Source organism: Gemmatimonadaceae bacterium (assembly GCA_020852815.1).
Classification (GTDB): Bacteria; Gemmatimonadota; Gemmatimonadetes; order Gemmatimonadales; family Gemmatimonadaceae; genus SCN-70-22.
In genome coordinates, this window is record JADZAN010000024.1 from 106,111 (window position 1) to 128,087 (window position 21,977).

The window sequence follows — 21,977 nt, forward strand, 5'->3', positions numbered from 1 at the left end:
CAAACCTTCCCCGGCGCGCCGTCGAACTCCCGTCCCCCCCAGCCTTCGCTGGGGCAAGCTTTCCCCCGTCTCCCGTCCATGCTGCAGCTCCTCTGGCTCCCCGCCGCACTCATCGCTGCCTACATCGCCTACACGATGTACCTCGCCACGGTGCTCAAGTGGGAGGATGAGCAGACGGTGGGGCTGGCGTACTACGGGCTCCCGCTCGCCGGGCGCAACGCCTTCAAGGAACGCCTCCGCGCTCACGCGCGCCGGTTGCGCCCGCTCATCCAGTTCAACGCCAGGTTCACCCGGCTCGACTTCGCCAAGTCGCACATCACCTACAAGGGCATAGCCGGGCCGAGCGGGAGCTGCAGCGCCGACACGTTCGCCAAGGCCGCAGCCTACACGCCGCGTGCTGACGATGTCTTCGTCGTCACGCAGATGAAGTGCGGGACCACGTGGATGCAGAACGTCGTCTACGAGGTGTTGAAGCGCGGAAAAGGCGACCTCGTCGAGACCGGCGCGGCGATGTACGCCATCGCGCCGTGGCTCGAGGGGCGCAAGAGCGTCTCCGTCGAACAGGCGCCGCTCGTCGGCACCGAACGTCCGTCGCGCATCATCAAGACGCACCTCCCGGTCGCGCTCTGTCCGTTCGACGCCAGGGCAAGGTACATCTACGTCGCGCGCCACCCCGTGTCGTGCTTCGCCAGCTGCATCGATTTCGTCGACACCAACGTCGGCGGGATGTCCCCCGACCTCGGCGCCTTCGAGGCCTGGTACACGTCGCCCGAGCACATGTGGTGGGGGACGTGGACCGACCACGTGAAGGGATGGTGGGAGCGCGCCAAGGCGTCGCCCGGCAACGTCCTTTTTGTCTACTTCGAGGACATGAAGCAGGACCTGGGGGCGGTGGTGCAGCAGGTCGCCGCCTTCCTCGGCGTCGCCCCGCTCACCGCCGACGAACGCGCCGCCGTGGTGCACAAGTGCGGTTTCGCCTACATGCAGGAACACCAGGACAACTTCGAGATGCACCCGCCGCACATCCTGCAGACCAACGCGGAGCTGTTCGTGTCGGGGAGTGCGGACCGCTACAAGAACGTTCCCGCCGAGATCCGCGCGCGGGTGGCGGAGTGGGTGGTGCGGGAGATGGAGGGGAGTGGGTTTCCGCTGGCGGCGAAGTATCCGGACGTAAAGAAGGGCTAGACACCTCTCGCCACCGCCCGCCCCGCCGCCCGCCCCGAGAACAGGCACCCGCCGAGAAACGTTCCCTCCAGCGCCCGGTAGCCGTGCATCCCACCGCCCCCGAACCCCGCCGCCTCGCCCGCCGCATACAGCCCGCCTAACGGCTCGCCGTTCTCCCCCAGCACCCGCCCCGACAGGTCGGTCTCCAGCCCGCCTAACGTCTTGCGCGTAAGCACGCGCAGGCGCACGGCGATGAGCGGCCCCGCCGACGGGTCGAGGAAACGGTGCGGCTTCGCCGTGCGGATCAGGCGGTCGCCGATGTAGCGGCGCGCCGCATGGATCGCCATCAGCTGCGCATCCTTGGAGTAGGCGTGCGCTACCTCACGGTCACGCGACTCCAGTACGCGTTGCAGCTCGCGCACCTCGATGAAGTTCTCCCCCGTCATCTCGTTCATGCGCCGCACCAGCGCCGGCACGCCCGACTCGACGATGAAGTCGCTCCCCTTGTCCATGAACGCCTGCACCGGGCCCGGCACCCCGCCGCGCACGCGCCCCAGCACCGCCTTCCAGTCGCGATTGGTCAGGTCCGGGTTCTGCTCCGACCCCGACAACGCGAACTCGCGCTCGATGACCTTCCTCGTGAGGATGAACCAGGACCAGTCGTAGCCGATGCGGCGCAGGTAGGTGAGCGTCGCCATCGTGTCGAAACCGGGAAAGAGCGGCGCCGGGAGACGGCGCCCCAGCGCGTCGAGCCAGAGAGACGAGGGACCGGGGAGGATGCGGATCCCGTGCATGGGCCAGATCGGGTCCCAGTTCTTCACCCCTTCCACATAGTGCCACATGCGATCGCGGTTGATGAGGCGCGCCCCCGCCGTCTCGGCGACACCCAGCATCAACCCGTCCACGTGCGCCGGCACCCCGGAGATCATCTCCATCGGCGGGTCGCCCAGCCGCGATGGCCACGCCTGCCTGACGAGTGCATGGTTCCCGCCAATCCCGCCCGACGTGACAATGACGGCCGGGGCGTAGAACGAGAAGTCGCCCGCCGGGATGCGCGATGACGCCTCCCCGCGCGCGACGCTGCTCGCCTGCAGCACCTCACCATGCACGCCGTCCACGGCCCCGCCACTCCTGGAGAGGCTGGTGACGCGATGGCGAAAGCAGAGCGTCACCTTTCCCGCCTGCTCCGCCGCACGCACGCGCCGCGTGAACAGCTCCACGAGCGCTGGCCCGGTCCCCCAGGTGACGTGAAAGCGCGGCACGGAGTTGCCATGCTCGGTGGCGATGTTCCCGCCACGCTCCGCCCACCCGACCACCGGGAAGATCCGGTGCCCCATCGCCTTGAGCCAGGCGTGCTGCTCGCCAGCCGCAAAGTGCACGTACGCCTCGGCCCATCGCCTGGGCCACTGGTCCTCGGGACGGTCGAACCCCGCCGAGCCTAACCAGTCCTGCCAGGCCAGCTCGCGCGAGTCGCGGATCCCCAGGCGACGCTGCTCCGGCGTGTCGACGAGGAAGAGCCCCCCGAACGACCAGAAGGCCTGCCCGCCCAGCGAGCACTCCGGTTCCTGGTCCAGGAGGATGACGCGCTTTCCGGCATCGGCCAGTTCGGCCGTGGCGGCGAGGCCGGCAAGCCCTCCCCCAACGACGATCGCGTCCGCATCGTATGTCTTCATGCCGTCAATTCTACAAGGGAGCCCTGCATGCGCGCGAACGCACGTCGTAGCGTCGTCACCATCTTCGCCCTCCTCTGCGCGCTGCGCCTCCCGGCGCAGCAGCCGGAGCGCCTCGACTACCAGATGCTCGGACGCATCCGTGAGGAGGGGATGCAACGCTCGCAGGTGATGGACATCATCTCCTGGCTGTCCGACGTGAAGGGGCCGCGCCTAACGGGCAGCCCCGGCTTCAAGGCCGCCGGCGACTGGACCATCGAGACGCTGCGCAAGTGGGGAATGTCCAACGTCCACTACGAGCCGTGGGCCTTCGGGCGCGGCTGGTCGCTGGAGCGCTTCAGCGCGCACATGATAGAGCCGCAGATCCAGCCGCTCATCGGCTACCCCAAGGCCTGGTCGCCGGGGACTAACGGCGTGGTGCAGGGCGACGTGGTCATGGCCATCATCGCCACCCCCGCCGACTTCGAGAAGTACCGCGGGAAGCTCAAGGGGAAGATCGTCCTCCCCCAGGCCGAGCGCGTGGTGCGCATGCTGGAAGGGCCCATCGTCCTCAAGATGGGGGAGAAGGAGATCAAGGAAGCCGAGTCGACCCCCATTGCCGCTGCGGCCGGAGGGCCACGCTTCACCCGCCCGGCCGTCTCAGCGGAGCAGCTCAACAAGTTCTATGTCGACGAGGGGGTCGTCGCCGTGCTCGATCGCGGCACCGACTCCGACATGTCGGCCGGCGGGAGCGACATGTCGTGGCAAACGCAACGCGTCGACGGCGGGACGATCTTTGTCGGCTTGGCGGGGAGCCGTGATGCCAACGCCGTGATGCCGCCGCAGGTGACGCTGGCCGTGGAGCACTACAACCGCATGGTGCGCATCCTCCAGAAGGGGGTGCCGGTCAAGGTCGAACTCGACCTGCGCGTGAAGTTCCACGACGAGGGTGCAACGCCGAACGGCTTCAACATCGTCGCCGAGATCCCGGGAACCGACCCCAAGCTCAAGGACGAGATCGTGCTCATTGGCGGGCACTTCGACTCGTGGCATGCGGGGACGGGGGCGACCGACAACGCGACCGGCTCGGCGGCCATGCTCGAGGCGTTGCGCATCCTCAAGACGTTAGGCGTGCAACCGCGCCGCACCATTCGCATCGGGTTGTGGGGCGCGGAGGAGCAGGGGCTGCTGGGTTCGCGCGAGTACGTGAAGCAGCACATTGCCGACGGCGCCACGCTCAAGCCCGAGCATGCCAAGCACTCGGCGTACTTCAACATCGACAACGGGACCGGGCGCATTCGCGGCATCTGGTTCCAGCAGAACTTCGGCGTGCAGCCCATCTTCCAGCAGTGGATCACCCCGCTCGCCGACCTTGGCGTGAGCACGCTGGGGCCGCGGAGCGTGACCAGCACCGATCACCTGGCCTTCGACGCGGCGGGGATCCCCGGCTTCCAGTTCATGCAGGAGCGCCTCGAGTACAACTCGCGCACGCACCATTCCAACATGGACGTGGTGGACCGGGTGCAACGCGACGACATGGTGCAGATGGCGACCGTGGTGGCGTGGTTCGCGTACAACGCGGCGCAGCGGGACGAGAAGTTGCCGCGCAAGGCCATGCCGGCGCCGAGGCCGCAGGTCGTGCCGTAGCGTGCGCTTGGGGGCGCAGCTTCCTCGAGTTCGTCGTCGTGCGCACGAGCCACGGGTCGTACTACCTGAGCCGCCGGGAAGGGGCGCGGGTCGCGGCCGTGATCGGGCGCTGGTAGACGCCTCGCTGGATCGAGTTCACCGATCTCGAGGGCGCGCTCGTGCGCCTGCGTCCGCGCAGCGGGCCGCCTTCACGCCGGCGCGATCTCCCCCGTCTGCAACCGCCACAACGCCGCGTAGATCCCGCCGCGCGCCACCAGCGCCTCGTGCGTCCCCGACTCGACAATCGCCCCATCCTCGAAGACGTGGATCGCGTCGGCATGTCGCACCGTCGACAAGCGATGCGCCACCACGATCGTCGTCAGCGCGTGCGCCGCCGTCACCCGTGCCAGCGAGTGCTGGATCGCCGCCTCGGTCTCGTTGTCCACCGCCGACGTTGCCTCGTCGAGCACCAGGATCGACGGCTCACGATAGAAGGCGCGCGCCAGCGCGATGCGTTGCCGCTGCCCGCCGGAGAGCTGCGTCCCCCGCTCCCCCACCAGCGCGTCGTACCCGTTAGGCAGCGCGGCGACGAACTCGTCGACCTCCGCCGCCTGCGCCGCGCGCTCCACGCGCGCGCGATCAACCGTCGCCGCCCCATACGCGATGTTCTCGGCGATCGAGCCGTCCGTGAGGAAGGGATCCTGCGCCACGTAGCCAATGAGCCGTCGCAGCGATGACGGATCGTAGGTCGTGATGTCGACGCCGTCGATGAGGATGCGGCCGCCGTCTGCATCCAGGTAACGCATCAGGAGCTTGAGCAGCGTGCTCTTCCCGCTCCCCGTGGCCCCCACCAGCGCCACCGTCGAACCGGCGGCCACGTCCAGCGTGATCCCGCGCAACGCGGGGCGTCCGTCGTAGGCGAAGCGCACCTGCTCGAAACAGAGCGCCTGCGGCGCGCGCGCCACCGTTGGCACCGCCGCCGTTGCACGTGGCGGGAGCGGCGTGTCGAGCAGCTCCATGATCCGGTTCACCGACGCCATCGCCCGATTGTACAGGTCGGTCATGTCGGCCAGCCGCGTCAGCGGCCACAGCAACCGCTGCGTGAGGTACACCAGCGCCGAGTAGGATCCCACGCCAATCTCGCCGCGCAGCGCCATCAGCCCGCCGTAGAGCAGCGTGGCGATGAAGCCGCACAGGATCGCCATGCGGATCACCGGGGTGATGGCCGCCGAGACGCGAATCGCCTCGGCGTTGCGCTGGCGATAGGCATCGCTCGCCGCTTGCAGGTGCGCTGCCTCGAACGACTCGGCCGTGTACGCCTGGATCGTCGCCATCCCGTACAGGTTGTTGCTCAACCGCGCCGAGAGCGTGGCCGCCGACTCGCGCACCGCTGCATAACGAGGGGCCAGGCGCCGCTGGAACCAGAAGGCGCCAAAGAGGATGAGCGGGATGGGGAGGAGCGCCAGCACCGCGAGCGACGCTGTCACCGCGAAGAAGGCCGCCCCCACGAGGATCGACGAACAGAAGACCTGGATCAGGTCGTTGGCGCCCGTGTTGAGGAAGCGCTCGACCTGGTTCACGTCTTCATTGAGGAGCGCCATCAGGCGTCCGCTGCGCTGCCGCTCGATGAAGCCGGGGGGAAGGGCCTGGATGTGCGTGTACGCCGCTTGTCGAAGGTCGTGCTGGAGATCCTGCGCCAGCCCGCGCCACTTGATGGCGTAGAGGTACTCGAACGTCGACTCCAGCACCCAGACCAGCGCCGTGATCGCGACGAGGACGGCGAGCTGCGTGGTGGGCTCGGCGATGCCGGAGCGGGCGAGGAAGGAGTCCTTCCTGTTGACCACGACGTCGACCGCGACGCCGATGAGCAGTTCGGGGAGGACGTCAAAGAACTTGTTGAGGACCGAGAAGCATGCCGCGAGGATGGCGTTGCGGCGGTACGGTCCGGCGAAGGCGAAGAGGCGGCGGAGGGGGTGGGTCCCCGGGGATGGCGGCACCACGCGAGGGGGATGGGGCATGCTGCAAGTATAGTAGTGCCGGCGGGCTCCGGCTCCCGGTGGTGCTCGTCCCCGGGCTCGTCGTCCCTTGCGGGGTCGCCACGGATGATTTCCTCGGTGTGGCCAGAGCATATCACGGCAAGACGGCCCGCCGGGTCGCGTGAGTAGGGCGAAGTTCCGGCGCCTAAGGACAGAAAGCCCGACCGCGCGGCCGGGCTTCCGTGTCACATGCTTTGCATGTGCCTAACCATGGGTGCACCTGACGGCGCATGCGACCGCGGTGCAGGTGACGCTAGGGTTAGGCTGCGGAATCACTCCTCTTCGACGGGTTGAACGTAACCGAAGTACTTCGTGCTCCGAATGTGGTAGAGGATGTGCCTGTACTCCTCACCGATCGCGTTAAGGGCATCCTCGATGTCACTGTGGTCAGCGTCAGAGGCGGCGAGCGATGCAACAAGGTCTCTGAGGCGCTCCGCGGACTCAAGGATGTCGGACAGGCCCGTGGCGATCTCCCACGCATCCTCTTTGGCCGACCCGCTACCTCGGCGCGTGACAAACTCTCGGAGTACGTCACTCCGAAGTAGAGTGTCTGCAAGCTTCTCAGTTTGGTCCATCCGTGATGTGCTCATGCTGCTATTGGTCTCCCAGCACCCGACGTGCCGCCTCGATCTGCCGTCGGAAGTTTGAGATCTCCCGCACGACCGATCCTGGATCACCACCGCGAGCCCGTATTGCCTCAAGCTTGCCGAGGTGCTCTGTTAGCCTGCCTTCGAGGCGCCGGATTGATTTTTCCACGGAACCCCTGCCGTGTTCCTCGAGCTGTCGTCCGAACTGCCGAAGCATGCCAGCGCTCGGAGCGACGGACTGTTCGACTGCAGCAGTCGCCGCTTTGCCAAAAAGCGCGCGGCCTGCAGTCGCGAGGGCCCCTCGGACAGCGCCGTAGACTCCCGTCGCGGCAGCAAAGGTGCCTGCTGAAACATCAACCAGCGGCTGATCCTGCGCCATGAGCCGCCTGACTTCGGCCGAGCAGTCCTCCAGGTTCTTGTCGTACGGCGGACACAGCCCAAACGGATCCGCGAAGTTGACCGGATCCCCGTTGGCGTAGCCATAGAGATTGAGCCCGCCCGCGAGCCCGATGGGATCTTCCTGCGTGAAGCGATCCCTTTGGCGGTGTGGTTATGACGGCAGCTTCCGAAGTCGCTGACGTTTCTTCTCTTAGCCGCTCGCCTCCTCGGTTTTCCGTCGTACTTCGAGCCTTGAAGCCATGACGTGCACTTTTCGGGGTGACTGCTTAGCTGCGCCGCGCTAAGCGACGACCTGTTCGTAGGTGAAGGCCGGGATGCCCGTGCGCTCGGTGGCGTGCTCGATCGTGAGCGCGACGATCTGGCCCTCTGGGTCGAGCTCGAGGAGCGTGTTGTGGTCGAGGTCGCGCGTCTCGGCGATCGTTCCCGCCTTGAACTCGATGTAGAGTGTGTCCGTGTCGGCGAAGTCTCTGATGATCGTCGCCTCAGTCCCTGCGTCAGCGCTTTGCCGCTCGCTGCCCTCGAGCTCCCGATGGCCAAACGCACTAAACGCACGCCCAGCGCTCTGCCGCCAGCAGAGGAAGGCTTCGGACCCCGCCTCGCCCGACTCCGCCGGGCCGCCGGGCTTACCCAGGAAACCCTCGGCGCCGCGACCGGCATCTCGAGCCGCATGATCGCCTACTACGAGCGCGAGGACGCTGAGCCGCCCGGGCCGCTCCTCGCCGTGCTCGCCCAGGCGATCGGCGTCCCGGCCGACACGCTCCGAGGGCTAGCGCCAGCGCGGCTCACGACGCGACCGGGCACGGCCAAGCTCCTCAAGCGCCTCCAGCGCATCGAAGAGCTCCCGCTCCCCGACCAGCGCGCCGTCCTCAAGATCGTCGACGGCCTCCTAGAGACCCACCGCCGCACAAAACCGAGCCGACAGAAGGCGAGCTGAGCAGGCGCACGACGCACAGCGAAAAGAGAGAGCCCGACCTGGATCGCTCCCGATCGAGCTCTCGCTCATTCAGGTCCCCTGCGCTACCTCGCGTGAATACACCAGGGGACACGCCACCTGTTTGTCGGACCGCGTCTTCAAGGGATGAGCGAGGCTTCGATTTGGGTGATGTCGCCTGCCTCGAGCGCCGTCGCTAGGCTCATGACGCCAGCTGCTGAGAGCGCGCTCATGCGATGACGCACACTCTCAGGCCAGCGCTGTTCGGCAACAAACGACAGAAAACTCGTGCGGGTGATTTCGCCTTGGGCATACTTGCGAATGATCCCCAGCACTCGCTCACGCTCCGCGATCAGTTCGAGCAGCAGCTCTACCGCTTCGTTCGATGAAGCTTCGTCCAGCAGCGACCGCACATCCCGAGCGAGGGTGAGCAGGCGAGTGTCGTCTCCGCTCGCGACATCCACCCGCTCGCTGATGCTCCGAACAAGCCGCTGATCGTCTGACTCCCACACGCCTGGATCTATGGTCAGCACACCGCGAAGCAAGTCGTTCACTCGCCGCGCCGGCTCGGGAGCGACAAGCGCCGCTCCTAGGTCTCGTGCGAAGGCCGTTCGATCTGGCACCATCACTTTGGTGGTCCTCCCACATACCAGTCACGCCGGAGGTAGTTACCACCCTGATCATAGACATCCTTGAAGAGTCGCATGGTGCTGCCCTTTTCGTCGAGAATTCTGTTCCACCTCACGTGGCCAGCACCCTTGTCGCCCGCCACGTCCGAGGTAGCCCGCGTGAACTTTCCGAGCTGGCTGAAGGCAACCTCCGCACCCTGTGCGCGATCGATGGCCTTCGCGATTCCCTTTGCAAGACCGCTAGCACCGCGGCCAACAGGCAGCATCGACGCCAACGCAATCGCTCCTCCAACGGCATCTCCCTCGCCCACGGCACGACCGAGATCGTTCGTGCCGAGCGCCTCGGAGGCAGCGTTTAGGCCGGCACCGACGTTGAGCGCGACTGCACCGGCTGCGCCGCCACGGGATGCGCCCCAATTCGCCATCCCCTGGAACATGCAGTCCGGCCACGGCGTGCAGAGCCCAAACGGATCGGAGAAGTTGACCGGATCCCCATTGGCGTACCCATACAGATTGAGCCCCCCCGCGAGCCCGATGGGATCTTCCTGCGTGAAGCGGCCGGTCTGGGGATCGTAATAGCGGTGGCGTTTGTAGAGGAGCCCGGTGCCGTCGCGCATCGCGTCGAGGAGACTGCCGACCCAGTTCGGCACGTCTTCGAAGCCGCGGTCGAGGAGATAGGCTTCCGTGGTGCGCCCCGGGAAGCGCAGGCGCGGCAGGACGTTGAGGGCCGTGTCGACCTGCCCCCGCCAGGTGGTCAGGGGCGAGAGGCCGACCGGCACGGCACTCCCCGAGAAGAAGCCGATGCGTTCGATCCGCAGCGGCGCGTCGAGGCCGGAGCCGTGGACGTACATCGTGCGCCCGAAGAGATGCGCGAACGAGGGGGCCGTGTCCGACGGCACCTCGACGCAGTCGGGGTTCAGGACACACTGGGTTTGCCGCGGGGCGATCAGGGTGGTGGTATCGCGTTCTAGGCTGTCGCGGCGTACCTGGAACCGATCGCCCCGATAGCGGATCTCGTAGAGGACCTGATCGCCATCCCATACCGTGCGCTGGATGGCGCCCAGGCAGTAGCCGCCCCCCTGGTTGCACAGGTCGCGCCACGAGCGTTGCAGGACGCGGCGGCCCAGCGCGTCGTAGTGGTACTCCTCGTAGGCCTGGCGCAGAAAGCCGCCGGAGATGGTGGTGCAGTTGGGCCCGAGCTGCACGCCGCAGCTGCGCCGATCGACGACCCGCACGCGTTGCTCGGCGTCGTAGGCGGTGTACACCCATTCCAGGGAGCCGGGTTCGCTGCGCGTGGTGGTGAGCGTGTTGCCCACCGAGTCGTAGGTGAGCAGGCTCCCGCGCGGCCCCTCGGCCTCTGCGGCACGCCGACCAGCTCCTTGGGCCGCGCGACCGATCCCCCGAAGTGGTCGTGCGTCGTACCTTGTAAATTGAGCGCTACACACTCAATTTGCGATATGCCACGACTGCTCGCCCGCCCGGTGGACCGTGACCGCGTCTCGGCGCTGCTCCGCGACTTCCCCGTGGTGGCACTGATCGGCGCCCGGCAGGTGGGAAAGACGACGCTCGCGCGCCAGATCGTCGAGGGACGACGTGGGCCGTCGACGGTCTTCGATCTCGAAAGCTCGGCGGATCTCGCGCGGCTCGCCGACCCGCTCCTCGCGCTGCGCGAAACCCGAGGGCTCGTCGTCGTCGATGAGGTGCAGCATGTGCCCGAGCTCTTCCGCACGCTGCGCGTGCTCGCGGACGAGGCCGGACGGCGTCGCTTCCTCCTGCTCGGCAGCGCGTCGCCCAAGCTCCTGCGGCAGGGGGCCGAGACGCTGGCGGGGCGCATCGCGTACCACGAGCTCGGAGGGTTCCGGCTCGACGAGGTCGGGGTGCCGCACCTCAATCGCCGTTGGCTGCGCGGCGGCTTCCCGCGCGCCTTCCTGGCGCGCAGCGACGCCTCGAGCGAGGAATGGCGCGAGGCGTTCATCCGCACGTTCCTCGAGCGCGACATCCCCCAATTCGGGCTGCGCATCCCAGCGCCGGCGCTGCGGCGCTTTTGGTCGATGATCGCACACTATCACGCGCAGACCTGGAACAGCTCGGAGCTCGCGCGCGCATTCGGGGTCGCGCACACCACCGTGCAGCGCTACCTCGATATCCTCACCGAGACGTTCATGGTCCGGCAGCTGCCGCCATGGTTCGAGAACCTCTCCAAGCGGCAGGTGCGTGCCCCGAAGGTGTATATCCGGGATACGGGGCTGCTGCACACGCTCCTTGGAGCAACGACACGCTTGGCGCTCGACGGACACCCGAAGGTCGGTGCGTCGTGGGAGGGCTTTGCGCTCGAAGTGGTACTCGAGCACCTGGGGACGCGTCCGGGTGAGCACTACTTCTGGCGCACGCAGGCCGGGGCGGAGCTCGACCTGCTCGTGGTGCGGGGGCGCACACGCCTCGGATTCGAGTTCAAGCGCACGTCGTCTCCGGCGCTGACGCCGTCGATGCGCACGGCACTGGCCGATCTCGGGCTTCGGCGCCTGTATGTCGTGCATGCGGGGAACGAGTCATTCCCACTGGCCGAGCGGGTGCGGGCAGTCCCGTTGGCGCGCGTCGGGGAAGAGGTCGAGGGGCGGTAGGCGGCGTTAGGCGGTGTTAGGCGGCGTTAGGCGGCGCCGAGAACGAGCGGCGCTCGCGAATCGGGACACGCGCTAGAACGCCTCCAACGCCATCCCCAACACCCCCTCCCCCCCCGCCGTGATCGCCTGGTACAACGACGCCGTCCGCGGCAGCATCCGCTCGAAATAGAAACGCGCCACCGCCAGCTTGGCCTCGTAATGCACGGCCGGGAACGCCCCGCCAGCTGCCAGCTTCTCGCTCGCCACGCGCGCGGTGCGCAGCCACTGGTGCCCTAACGCCACGTAGCCAAACAGGTGCAGGTACTCGCTCGCCGCCGCTCCCGCCTCGTCGGCGTTGGCCGCCGCGCGTTGGGCAATGAACGCGGTCGCCTTCTGCAGCGCACCCGCCGCCTTGGCCAGCGCTGCCACGTGCGGCGCCAGCGAGGCCACCTTCCCCGCCGCCTCGAGCTCGGCGGCGACGATGGCCGCGTAACGCTGCAGCAACCGCCCCTTCCCCTCGGGGAGCTTGCGCCCCACCAGGTCGAGCGCCTGCACGTGGTTGGTCCCCTCGTAGATCATCCCGATGCGCGCGTCGCGCACGAACTGCTCCATCCCCCACTCGCGGATGTAGCCGTGACCGCCGTACAGCTGCAATCCGATGTTGGTGGTGTCGAACGCCAGGTCGGTGAAGAACGCCTTGATGACCGGCGTGAGCAACGCCACCAGGTCGGCCGCCTCGGCGCGAGCGGCCTCGTCGGGGTCGCGCGTCTCCTGGTCGATCAGCATCCCCGTCCACGCCGACAGCGCCCGTGCCCCCTCGATGAACGCCCGCATCTGCAGCAGCGACCGCCGCGTCTCGGCGTGCACGATGATCGGGTCGGCCGGCCCCTCGGGGTTCTTCGCCCCGGTCAGCGATCGCCCCTGCAACCGTTCACGCGCGTAGGTGACGGCGTTGCCATACGAGTTCCCCGCCAGCCCCAACCCCTGGATGCCGACGCCGAGCCGCGCCGAGTTCATCATCGTGAACATCGCGCGCATCCCCTTGCCCTCCTCGCCCACGAGGTAGCCCACCGCGCCGTCGAAGTTGAGGACGCACGTCGCCGACCCCTTGATCCCCATCTTGTGCTCGATGGAGCCGCAGGTGACGGCGTTGCGCACGCCTAACGAACCGTCGGGGTTGGGGATGAACTTGGGGACGAGGAACATCGAGATCCCCTTGGTTCCCGCCGCCGCCCCGGGGAGCTTGGCCAGGACGAGGTGGACGATGTTCTCGGTGAGGTCGTGCTCCCCCGCGGTGATGAAGATCTTCTGCCCCGTCACCCGATAAGTGCCGTCGTCCAGCTGCTGTGCCCGGGTGCGGATCATCCCCAGGTCGGTCCCCGCGTGCGCCTCCGTCAGGCACATCGTCCCGCACCACTCGCCACTCGTCAGGCGCGGGAGGTAGAAGTGCCGCAGCTCCTCGCTCCCGTGCCTGTGAATCGCCTCGTACGCCCCCTGCGTGAGCCCCGGATACATCGCGATCGAGAGGTTCGACCCCACCACCATCTCGTCCACCAAATAGCGCAGCGTCAGGGGGAGCCCCTGCCCGCCGTGTTCAGGATCGGCGGCCAGCCCGATCCACCCGCCGTCGGCGTACTGCTTGTAGGCCTCCTTGAACCCCTTCGGCGTGCGCACCACGCCGTTCTCCCAGGTGCAACCCTCGGCGTCGCCCGAGGCGTTGATGGGGGAGAGGACCTCCTCGCAGAACTTCCCCGCCTCCTCGATCACCGAAAGCACGAGGTCGGGAGTGACGTCGGCGTATTCCTTGTAGGCGAGAATCGAGGCGACATCGTAGAGTTCCGTCAGGATGAACCGGAAGTCGTCGACTGGAGCGCGATAGGAAGGCATGAGCGCAACCTGGAATCGTGTGGAGTGCCTGACGCAAGATACTGCGGGGCGGAGATGGGTGCGCATCGCCTCCGCTGCCGCCCGCGCCGCGCTCGCCGCGCTCGTCACCGTCACGGCGTGCGTGCAGTCGCCCTTTCCGCCTATCGGGGGGACGCCCAGCGAACAGTTGGGGCGGCTCGAGACGCTGTACGCCGATACGCGCGACCTCTACTTCCAGATCTACGTCACCGACGCGCGCTTGAGCGGGACCAACGAGCGCGGCGTCTCGATCGCCGAGATGCGGCGCGCCCACCAGGCACTCCGCGAGCGCCTCACCGAGTCGCTCCAGGCGCTCGATCCCGACGCATTCCGCGGTGAGGACCGGGAGGCGATCAGGACGATGCTGCGCCAGCTCGAGCAGTCGTCCTCCATCGAGCAGGGCGCTTCGTCGTCAGCGGCCGCGGAGGGGGAACGCACCCGCGCGCAGTGCGACGAGCCGCCAGCGAGGCTTGCGGCCGGCGACTCCGGCTACCTCCGCCTGTCGGAGCGCATCTATATGTGCTACGGCGCCGAGGCGCGCCGGGTGGTGACGCCGAGCGACACGACCGATCGCCTCACCGTGCTCGGCCGGCTGGGAACGGAGCCTTCGAGCGAGAAGCGGCGTGCGCTCTTTCTCTCGCTCGCCCCGGTGTGGAAGACGATGGCCGGCGACGGCACGAGCGCCTCCCCCTATCGTACCCTTCTCCCGCTCAGCGCCGCGCAATGGCGGCGCGACGGCTCTCCCATCGCTGCCGCCGCGCGCTCGTTGGGAATGGAGCCGGCTGCGGTGGAATCGACGCTCGTGCGCGTGCTGCGCGCCTGGCGCGACCACACGCCTTCAGCGCGCGTGGAGCCGTGGGACTGGTACTACGACAACGGCGCCGCCGCGCGCATCCTGTCGCCAGCGATTCCGCGCAGCGCGCTGCGCGACATCAACGACGCCTTCTATCGCGACCAGGGGGCCGACCCTTCGGTCCTCAACATCCACTACGACCTCGACGCGCGCGACGGCAAGACGCCGGTCGCCTTCACGCAGTTTGGCAAGGCGGCGCGCCTCAAGCGCGGGCGCTACGGCGAGAGCGAGGCCTGGGTCTTTGCCACGTACCGCACCGGGGGCTTCGACAACCTCGTTGAACTCCTGCACGAGACCGGGCACGCCATTCATGTCAGCGGCGTTGCCACGCGCCCGGCCTTTGCCGACTGGCCCGACGCCGACCCCGTCACCGAGGCGCTGGGCGACCTGCTGGCGCTCGACGCCTACGACGCGCCCTGGCAGCAGCGCTACTTGCATCTGACGGCACCGGTCGCCGCCTCGTTGCGCGCGAAGTACGCCGCCATTGCCCTCGACGTCGCCTGGGCGCTGCTGGAGCTGCGCCTGCACGCCGACCCTACGCGCGAGCCTAACGCCGAGTGGGCGGCCATCACGAGCGAGTACCTCCACATCGTCCCGCACCCCGAGTGGGGGTGGTGGGCGATGCGCGGACAGCTCGTCGACTCGCCGGGCTACATGATGAACTACGCGCTGGGGGCGCTGGTCACGGCGCAGTTGCGCCAGCGCATCCGCGACCAACGCGGTCCCTTCTCCACGCCGGACAGGAAGCGCTACGACTGGCTCTCCGACCACATCTATCGCTTTGGGCTGTCGCGTCCGGCGCGCGAGGTGCTGGACGACGTGCTGGGGAAGCCGTTAGGCGTTGATGCGCTGGTGAACGACATGCGGCGGTTGGCGACGCCGGGGTAGGCCAGGCGTCGCGAGCCATGTCGGTTACGCTTGCGCTCGTCAGGGACGAACTATTGACGACACCGCTCCGGGACATCCATCGTTCGGCGGAGGTGAACCAATGATCAAGCCACAAGAACTCTCCCGGTGCTTTGCCATGCTGATGGTGCTGGCTGCGTGCAGCAGTCCGACCAATACTGATGGTGTGCGTCTGAGGCTCGAAGTGGAGTCGTCCGTGCAGGTTGTCGACAGTATCGCGGTCCGAGCGGTTGTGACCAACAGCACGGGGCGACAACTCGCGATCGGTAGCGAATCATCACCACCAATCGTGAACGTTGAAGTGAGGCGGTCAGACGGACGGCTGGTGTGGAACCGCGTGCCGCCGACAGCCATGATTGGCGGTCCGCCAACCACCGTTCGATTGGTGCCGGAACAGGAGTGGGTGATTCCCGTTGTGTGGAGGCTTGTGGACGACACCGGTCTTCGGGTGCAGCCGGGCGAGTACACGATGAGAGCAGTCCTCCGTCTCGATGGAAGTCAGGTCCGCTCCCAGGACGCTCGGGTGGTAGTGACGCCGTCGTAGGGGGCGCAGTGCTGACTACTCCGATGCCCGTGCCGGCCGATGCTCGAGCACGTTGCGAGCGAGGAATCAATCCGTGATGCAGCGCGTCACCTTCGTTCCAGTCGCGCCTGTACGTTCGTGGTGAACGTCCGGAAGTATCCGAGATTCGACAAGGTTCATAACTGCCGCGTGGTGTAGGGTATCTATCTGAGGAAATCAGAATGAATTCCAACGCAGCACTGATTGTTACTGCGATGATCTCGCTTCCTTGGGTTACGTCAGTCAGAACGGGAACGGTGGCGCCGTCTTATACTTGCGCGAGCTCAACGTCGGTGCCGTCGGTGGCATTGAAGAACTACGCCGTGAGGCTTGTCACTGCGTCATCTGACACAGCATTAGTCGCGCAACGTGTCGCATATGGCTTGCCCTCTGGGACGGCGAACACTGTGTCGATCATCACTACTCTCGCAACCTGCAAGAGTGCGGGCGCTGCATATCATTCCCTGCTTTACAAGGCGGGCGGTATTGCGCCGAATAGAGCGATGGTAGTCATCAAGGTTGGCAACACTCGCTACATCCTTTTAGACCCAAGCGAGAAGCGAGGTGAGTTCCAGGTGAATGTTGTCACCGATGCGCAATGGGCTTCTGTTGCGATGTTCACGTCCTAACGCGGGCCGTCGGAAGAGCGTTTCTTGGTTGGATGTGTCCACATGGGTCTCCGTCGGTTCTGCCTCAGTTGAAAGGCGACGGCCAGCCGCTCTATCCCGTGCGCCCGGAGGTTTCATGAGTTGACCGACCAGCAAGCAGAAGGCACGCCGGCTGTTCACGCCGGAGGACAAGGCGACGATCCTGCGGCGCCATCTCGTCGACAAGGTCCCCCCACCGGTCTCATTCTCGCTGACCCGGGACAGATCCTTTCAACGAGAGTCCGCGTTGAAAACGACATCTGAAGCCGAGCGCGCGCGACAAAGGCTACGGAAGCGCTCGCGGAGAGAACTCGATATGACTATGTTCCGCCCACATGTGCCGTGCAGGCTCGGCAAGTCCGTGCTGGTCGCAATCGTGACGTGGCAATGCCTGGGTTGTGGCGATTCGAGCGTGACATCAGCGCCGTGCCCCAGACCTTCATTCACGCTCGTGCCGGCGCTCGATACGCTCGTCATCGGTGCGCGCCGAACGTTCGCCGTAGGACCGGAGCTCTCCCCGACGCATGGAGTCGTCAGGTGGACGACTTCAGACCCCAAGGTCGTGACCGTTGACCAGTCTGGCGTGGCGATGGCGATGTCGTCCGGGCGTGTGGAGCTGCGGGCGATCGACGCAGGGTCGCCAGCGAACTGCCCGGACCAGTGGTACGGAGCACTCGTCGTTCGCTGAGGCAGTCGTTAGGCGATACGGCACCTCACCGCCCTTCCAGCCGCGCCTTCACGTCCTTGAGGATCCGCGCCTCGAGCAACCCCGTCGAGCCGCACGCCGACGGCGCGGTCGACACACCGCTCATGTCCTGCGCCTCCGCCGTGAGACCGGTCCCCACGAGCGACTTCCCTTCGCCCGCCGGCTGCACGAACGTCACCATCGCCACCTGCAACCGCCACTGGTCGGCGTTGGGGCCGGTGATTCCCTGGCCGCAGTTGAGGTACGTCGAGAGCAACGCCCCGCCCAGTGCGTTGTTGGCGCGCATGCGCAGCGTCCCCAACTGCCCCGCCGACGAATCGCTCCAGTCACGCGGAATCTTGAGCGCGGCGTACGCGGCACGCACCGCCGCAAACACCTGCGCACTCGGCGCCGCAACGGTATCGCGCGTGCTGACCAGCGTGTCCAGGAAGACCTCGACCGGGTACGAGCGGAACTTCACGTGCGGGCGCGCGGGCCGGCCCTGCGCCTGCACCGCGCCACTCGAGACTAAGCACGCGAGCATTCCGGCGAGCGCGCTCACCAACCGCGAACGGCGCGCCCCCCGCGCACAACGCGTCCACCGCGCACGGCCCGTCCACCAGCCTCGAAGTCCTTCCATCCTAAAAGCTCCCCCCCAGCAGTACGGCGTTGGCAAAGATCGGCAACATCCCGCGATAGAGATCGCGATAGACCGGGTCGTGCGCAAAGGCAATCACCCGCCCGCGCCCGGCGCGCTCCGTCCACAGGTATGGCGTGAGCGCCACCTTGGCCGGCATCTCCGGCCAGAAGTACCCCGACAGGCGCACCCGGTTCTCGGCGGCAAAGCGAATCACCGCCTCGCCCGCGCTGAGATCCTTGGGGACGGTGAGGATGCGATCGGAGTTGGCGAAGACCGGGATCTCCCCCGCGTCCACGCCGGCCATGAGCGGCGACAGCGTGTCGAAGGTCGCGCGCGCCAGCACCCCCGGCAGCCCCGCCGGCAACGGCGCCCCGCCTGACGAGTCGGCGCGCGTGGAGTCGCGCTTGATGCGCGTGCGCACGAGCCCAACGCGCTCCTGCGCCAGCCACGCCGTAGCCCCCTCCAGCGTGATGAGCACGCCACCGCCACGCACCCACTCCGCCAACCGCGAGCGCCCCGCATCGCCCAGCGCACGATCGAACGCCGCCCCCTGCACGGACGGGATCACGATCACCGTGAAGCGATTGATGTCGCCACCGGCCAGGAAAGCCGCATCCACGAGCGTGCTTGGGTAGCCGATGCGCTGGTCGAGCGCATACCAGGCGAAGCCGAAGGCGTTCCCCTGGATGGGGGGCGCGCCGACGAGTGCCACGCGCGGCGCCGGCACCGGCACCACCGAGTTGGAGCCCAGGTCGGTCCCCTCGTCCACGCCGGCAGATGCAATGGGGACAACCCGCGCCCCCGCCTCGGCGGCGCGCGCCGCGACCACGTCGTGCACGTCGCCTCGGTTCACCGCCACGCGCACCACAAAGGCGCCGCGCGCGAATCGTGCCCCTCCGGACGTGAAGGACTTGGGCGCGAACCACACACGCACCGAATCGCGCAGCAGCGTGGCCAGCAACCGCACGCTCGCCTCGCTCCCCGGCTCGAAGGCGTAGGCGTAGCGGGCACGCGCCACGGCTGGCATGGCCTCGCGCGCCAGCGTCGTTACCGGCGTTGCGCCTGGCGGCACGCTGCGCACCCACCAGGCGCGCACACGGTACGCCATCGGCATCGACCAGGCGGTGATGTCATAGAAGCGATTGCGCTGCCCCGTGCGCCGCAACTCCAGCTCGAACTTGATGAACGCCGAGTCGAGCTCCGCGTCCGGCTCGAGGAGCGCCTTGGCCAGGTGCCCCTGCGGCTGCGAAAAGTCCACGACGTAGCTCCCCGACTTCACGCGCGCCGGGCCGCTGGCCAGCGCGACATACGGCGTTCCGTCGGCAATGGTCACGTCACTCGTCAGGCGCGACACCTCGATGCCATTGTCGCGCAGCTTGGCCACCAGCGAGTCGGCGCGCCCCTGCGCATCGCGCTCGAAGACGACCGCGCGCATGGGCCCACGCGCATGCTTCGCGATTGCCTCGGCGCGCGAGGCCGCGTAGTCGCGCACCAGCTCCGTGCGCCGGCGCGCCGACGTGCGCACCGTCGCCCACTCGGCCGTGTAGTGCTCCCACGCCGCCTGGCGCAACGTGCGCAGCATCCCGTCGTTGCGCCTGACGGAACCGCCTGACGACGACGCCGACTCGAACAGCATCCCGATGCTCCCCGTCAGCATCGGCCACCCCTCGCCGTAGCCGGGATAGAACGAGTCGTACCCCTCGCGCCGGAAGTACGACCATCCGTGCTCGTCGAACGCCGCACCGTGCGCCGCCGCGAAAATGTCGAACCACTTGGCAAGGTGCGCCGGGTTGTTCTTGTTGTCCGGCTCGCGCGGCGGCGCGAAGTAGAACGACGCGCTCGACCCCTGCTCGTGCAGGTCGACCGCCACGTGCGGCCACCACTGCATGAACGTCCGCACGCGCCCGCGCGACTCGGGATGCGACTGGATGAACCAGTCACGATTGAGGTCGAAGGAGTAGTGCGACGTTCGCGGTCCCGGCCACGAACCGGCGTTGTTGAGCGCCCCGGGTTCGCTCGCCACTCCCTGCGCGCTCCACGTGCGCTCGACGTCGTGCGTGTGTCGCTCGCGCCCGTCAGGGTTCTGGTTGGGATCGATCAGCACGACGGTGCTGTCGAGCGCCAGGCGCGTCTCGGCGTCGGTGCCGGCCGCCAGTTGATAGAGGAGCCCGAGCCCGGCCTCTACTCCAGAGGCCTCGCCGCCGTGTACCGAGTGCGCCAACCAGACGATTGCCGGAAGGCGCTTGATCGCGGCGTCGACCTCACCCGGGGCTCCCCCGCGCGGATCGGCCACGCGGCGCGCGTCGCGCTGGATCTCCGACAGACGCGCCAAGTTCGCTTCGCTGGAGATGGTGAGGATCAGCATCTCCCGCCCCTCGAAGGTCCGCCCCACCGTGTCGACCTTCACGCGCCGGGAGCTCGCGGCGATGCGCTCGATGTAGCGGTTGATGACGCGCTGCGGCGTGAAGCGCGCCCCCAGTTCGTAGCCGAGGACGGCGCGTGGCGTGGGGACCGCGGGGTCGTAGCGCCCCCCGGAATCGGCAAACGCATGCTGCGCGCCGAGTGGGTGCAAGGCGAGTAGCGATGCCATTACACCGACGACAAGGAGGAGTCGCTGGGCCACTCGGGGAGAAGCGGGGGACATGTGCACGTGATTCCTCACGCAGAGGGTCGGGAAGTGGGGCACGCAGCAGGGCATGACGAGGGCACGACGCGGGGCAGGGCGCTGGGGAGGAAGCGGCGCAATACGCGGGGCGAATCTACCCGCCGCCGGACGTTGCACGCCATGCGCGCGCGGCGCATCGACGTCAGGGGAACGCTGTACGGTGCGAAGCGTTGAACGGGAAGCGTGCGCGAGGCCGCGAGCGGTGCGGTGGATGCTGCTGCGGATGTTGCGGCGGACGTTGCATCGAGTGGGACTTCGCCACGCTGGAGGGGGGAGTGACCGAGCGATAGGTTCCCTCCCGTCATCGTCCCGCAATCATTTCCCGTAGTCGTCCAGTCGCAGTCACCCGATTCTCGAGCTCATGCACACACTCACGCTGGCGTCGCACAACATCGTTAGGTGGCTCGTTCTGGGGGCCGGGCTGTGGGCCGTGGTGCGCTGCTGGAGGGGATGGCGCTCGCGCGCCGTCTGGAGCGAGAAGGACGCCGCAGCGGTGAAGCTCTTCGTGAATGCCCTCACGCTGCAGTTCATCCTTGGCGTCGTGCTCTACGCGGTGAGCCCGCTCGTTCGTGCCGGCCTGGCCGACATGGGGGCGGCGATGAAGACAGCCTCCGTGCGCTACTTCGTGGTCGAGCACGTCGTGGTCATGCTCGTCGCCATTGCGCTCGGGCACATCGGCGCGGCGAAGATTCGGCGGGCGGAAAGCGACTCGGCGCGTTTCCAGACCGCGACCATCTGGCTGGGGCTCGCCCTGGCCGCCGCGGCCGGCTTCGTGCCGTGGGATCGGCCAATCGTTCCGTCGTTCTAGGCGCGCGCAGCGCGCCTAGAACGACGAGAGGACGAGAAGACGGGAAGACGAGAAGCCTGCCCCAGCGAAGGCTGGGGACGAGAAGCCTGCCCCAGCGAAGGCTGGGGACGGGAAGACGAGAGGAGCCTACGACCGAGCCGGCGGGTGTGGCGGGGGCGGGGGGCGGGGGCGCTTGACGCCACCCGCCCTCTCTTACGAGTATTACCCTCAACATTTCAGGGTACTGTCTCGGCGCGAGCAATCGATGGAAAGGGCCCGACCCCATCTCGGTCAAGCGCCCCCGCTGCCCTCTCCCAGCCCGCCCCTCGTCTTCTCGTCTTCCCGTCTTCTCGTCTTCTAGGAAAAGTGACCCTCAGCCTGCTGCAGGGCACGCTCGACGTGCTGATCCTCAAGGCCCTCACCTGGGGTCCCCGCCACGGATACGCCGTCGCCCACTGGTTGCGACAGACCACGTCCCACGCCCTGCAGGTCGAGGACGGGGCGCTCTATACCGCGCTCCACCGCATGGAGCACCGCGGACTCCTCGCCTCCCAATGGGGGGTGAATGAGGAGAACCGGCGCGTGAAGACGTACTCGCTCACCCCCGCCGGACGCGACGAACTCCAGCAACGCAGCACGCGGTGGGCTCGCTACGTAGAAGCCGTCCAGGCAGTGCTCAGCGCCACCTGAACGCCAGTCGCAACGC

Annotated in this window: 19 protein-coding genes; 10 read left to right on the forward strand and 9 right to left on the reverse strand. The window is 67.5% G+C overall.

The features are described from left to right. The first annotated feature begins 78 nt into the window (after positions 1–78). Entirely contained in the window at positions 79–1,185 is a 1,107-nt protein-coding gene (locus tag IT359_13690) for a sulfotransferase domain-containing protein (protein MCC6930030.1), read from the forward strand. On the opposite strand, the gene IT359_13695 is transcribed toward IT359_13690, so the two are convergent. After that, positions 1,182–2,837: an FAD-binding dehydrogenase gene (locus IT359_13695; GenBank protein ID MCC6930031.1), complete on the reverse strand. Its 1,656-nt coding sequence runs from the start codon at positions 2,835–2,837 to the stop codon at positions 1,182–1,184. The two genes, IT359_13690 and IT359_13695, sit on opposite strands and share 4 nt — an antisense overlap. Before the next feature lie 27 nt (positions 2,838–2,864). Here IT359_13695 and IT359_13700 point away from each other — a divergent pair, with 27 nt between their 5' ends. Beyond that, positions 2,865–4,460 (forward strand): M20/M25/M40 family metallo-hydrolase, encoded by a 1,596-nt coding sequence (locus IT359_13700; GenBank protein ID MCC6930032.1) that lies wholly within the window; start codon positions 2,865–2,867, stop codon positions 4,458–4,460. 188 nt (positions 4,461–4,648) lie between these two features. Here IT359_13700 and IT359_13705 read toward each other — a convergent pair whose 3' ends face one another. From IT359_13705 to IT359_13715, 3 genes are all read right to left on the reverse strand, one after another. Next, positions 4,649–6,457, reverse strand: coding sequence for an ABC transporter ATP-binding protein (locus tag IT359_13705; GenBank protein MCC6930033.1), 1,809 nt, complete (start codon positions 6,455–6,457; stop codon positions 4,649–4,651). 290 nt (positions 6,458–6,747) lie between these two features. Continuing rightward, entirely contained in the window at positions 6,748–7,065 is a 318-nt protein-coding gene (locus IT359_13710) for a hypothetical protein (GenBank protein ID MCC6930034.1), read from the reverse strand. Positions 7,066–7,069: 4 nt separating this feature from the next. After that, entirely contained in the window at positions 7,070–7,573 is a 504-nt protein-coding gene (locus tag IT359_13715; GenBank protein ID MCC6930035.1) for a hypothetical protein, read from the reverse strand. A gap of 222 nt (positions 7,574–7,795) precedes the next feature. Between IT359_13715 and IT359_13720 the strand changes: the two genes are divergently transcribed. Next, complete coding sequence (locus IT359_13720; protein ID MCC6930036.1) at positions 7,796–8,395, forward strand: helix-turn-helix transcriptional regulator; 600 nt, start codon at positions 7,796–7,798, stop codon at positions 8,393–8,395. 137 nt (positions 8,396–8,532) lie between these two features. On the opposite strand, the gene IT359_13725 is transcribed toward IT359_13720, so the two are convergent. Further along, entirely contained in the window at positions 8,533–8,946 is a 414-nt protein-coding gene (locus IT359_13725) for a hypothetical protein (protein ID MCC6930037.1), read from the reverse strand. Between the two features lie 71 nt (positions 8,947–9,017). Beyond that, positions 9,018–10,337 carry an RHS repeat-associated core domain-containing protein gene (locus IT359_13730; protein MCC6930038.1) on the reverse strand — a complete coding sequence of 440 codons (1,320 nt, stop codon included), beginning with the start codon at positions 10,335–10,337 and terminating at the stop codon, positions 9,018–9,020. Positions 10,338–10,478: 141 nt separating this feature from the next. Here IT359_13730 and IT359_13735 point away from each other — a divergent pair, with 141 nt between their 5' ends. Continuing rightward, positions 10,479–11,642: an ATP-binding protein gene (locus tag IT359_13735; protein MCC6930039.1), complete on the forward strand. Its 1,164-nt coding sequence runs from the start codon at positions 10,479–10,481 to the stop codon at positions 11,640–11,642. Positions 11,643–11,714: 72 nt separating this feature from the next. Here the strand turns inward: IT359_13735 and IT359_13740 are convergent, their stop codons facing one another. After that, complete coding sequence (locus tag IT359_13740) at positions 11,715–13,508, reverse strand: acyl-CoA dehydrogenase C-terminal domain-containing protein (protein MCC6930040.1); 1,794 nt, start codon at positions 13,506–13,508, stop codon at positions 11,715–11,717. Between the two features lie 58 nt (positions 13,509–13,566). Here IT359_13740 and IT359_13745 point away from each other — a divergent pair, with 58 nt between their 5' ends. From IT359_13745 to IT359_13760, 4 genes are all read left to right on the forward strand, one after another. Continuing rightward, positions 13,567–15,267 (forward strand): hypothetical protein, encoded by a 1,701-nt coding sequence (locus tag IT359_13745; protein MCC6930041.1) that lies wholly within the window; start codon positions 13,567–13,569, stop codon positions 15,265–15,267. Positions 15,268–15,367: 100 nt separating this feature from the next. Further along, a complete protein-coding gene (locus IT359_13750) occupies positions 15,368–15,829 on the forward strand; it encodes a hypothetical protein (protein MCC6930042.1) in 462 nt (153 codons plus the stop codon). 200 nt (positions 15,830–16,029) lie between these two features. Beyond that, positions 16,030–16,476 (forward strand): hypothetical protein, encoded by a 447-nt coding sequence (locus tag IT359_13755; protein MCC6930043.1) that lies wholly within the window; start codon positions 16,030–16,032, stop codon positions 16,474–16,476. Positions 16,477–16,945: 469 nt separating this feature from the next. Further along, positions 16,946–17,182: an Ig-like domain-containing protein gene (locus IT359_13760; protein ID MCC6930044.1), complete on the forward strand. Its 237-nt coding sequence runs from the start codon at positions 16,946–16,948 to the stop codon at positions 17,180–17,182. A 25-nt stretch (positions 17,183–17,207) separates the two neighbouring features. Here the strand turns inward: IT359_13760 and IT359_13765 are convergent, their stop codons facing one another. Both IT359_13765 and IT359_13770 read right to left on the reverse strand, forming a co-directional pair. Beyond that, a complete protein-coding gene (locus IT359_13765; GenBank protein ID MCC6930045.1) occupies positions 17,208–17,660 on the reverse strand; it encodes a hypothetical protein in 453 nt (150 codons plus the stop codon). Positions 17,661–17,820: 160 nt separating this feature from the next. After that, complete coding sequence (locus tag IT359_13770) at positions 17,821–20,442, reverse strand: hypothetical protein (GenBank protein ID MCC6930046.1); 2,622 nt, start codon at positions 20,440–20,442, stop codon at positions 17,821–17,823. A gap of 403 nt (positions 20,443–20,845) precedes the next feature. On the opposite strand from IT359_13770, the gene IT359_13775 reads away from it, so the two are divergent. After that, a complete protein-coding gene (locus tag IT359_13775; GenBank protein MCC6930047.1) occupies positions 20,846–21,292 on the forward strand; it encodes a hypothetical protein in 447 nt (148 codons plus the stop codon). A 345-nt stretch (positions 21,293–21,637) separates the two neighbouring features. Next, entirely contained in the window at positions 21,638–21,961 is a 324-nt protein-coding gene (locus IT359_13780) for a PadR family transcriptional regulator (GenBank protein ID MCC6930048.1), read from the forward strand. Positions 21,962–21,977: the final 16 nt, after the last annotated feature.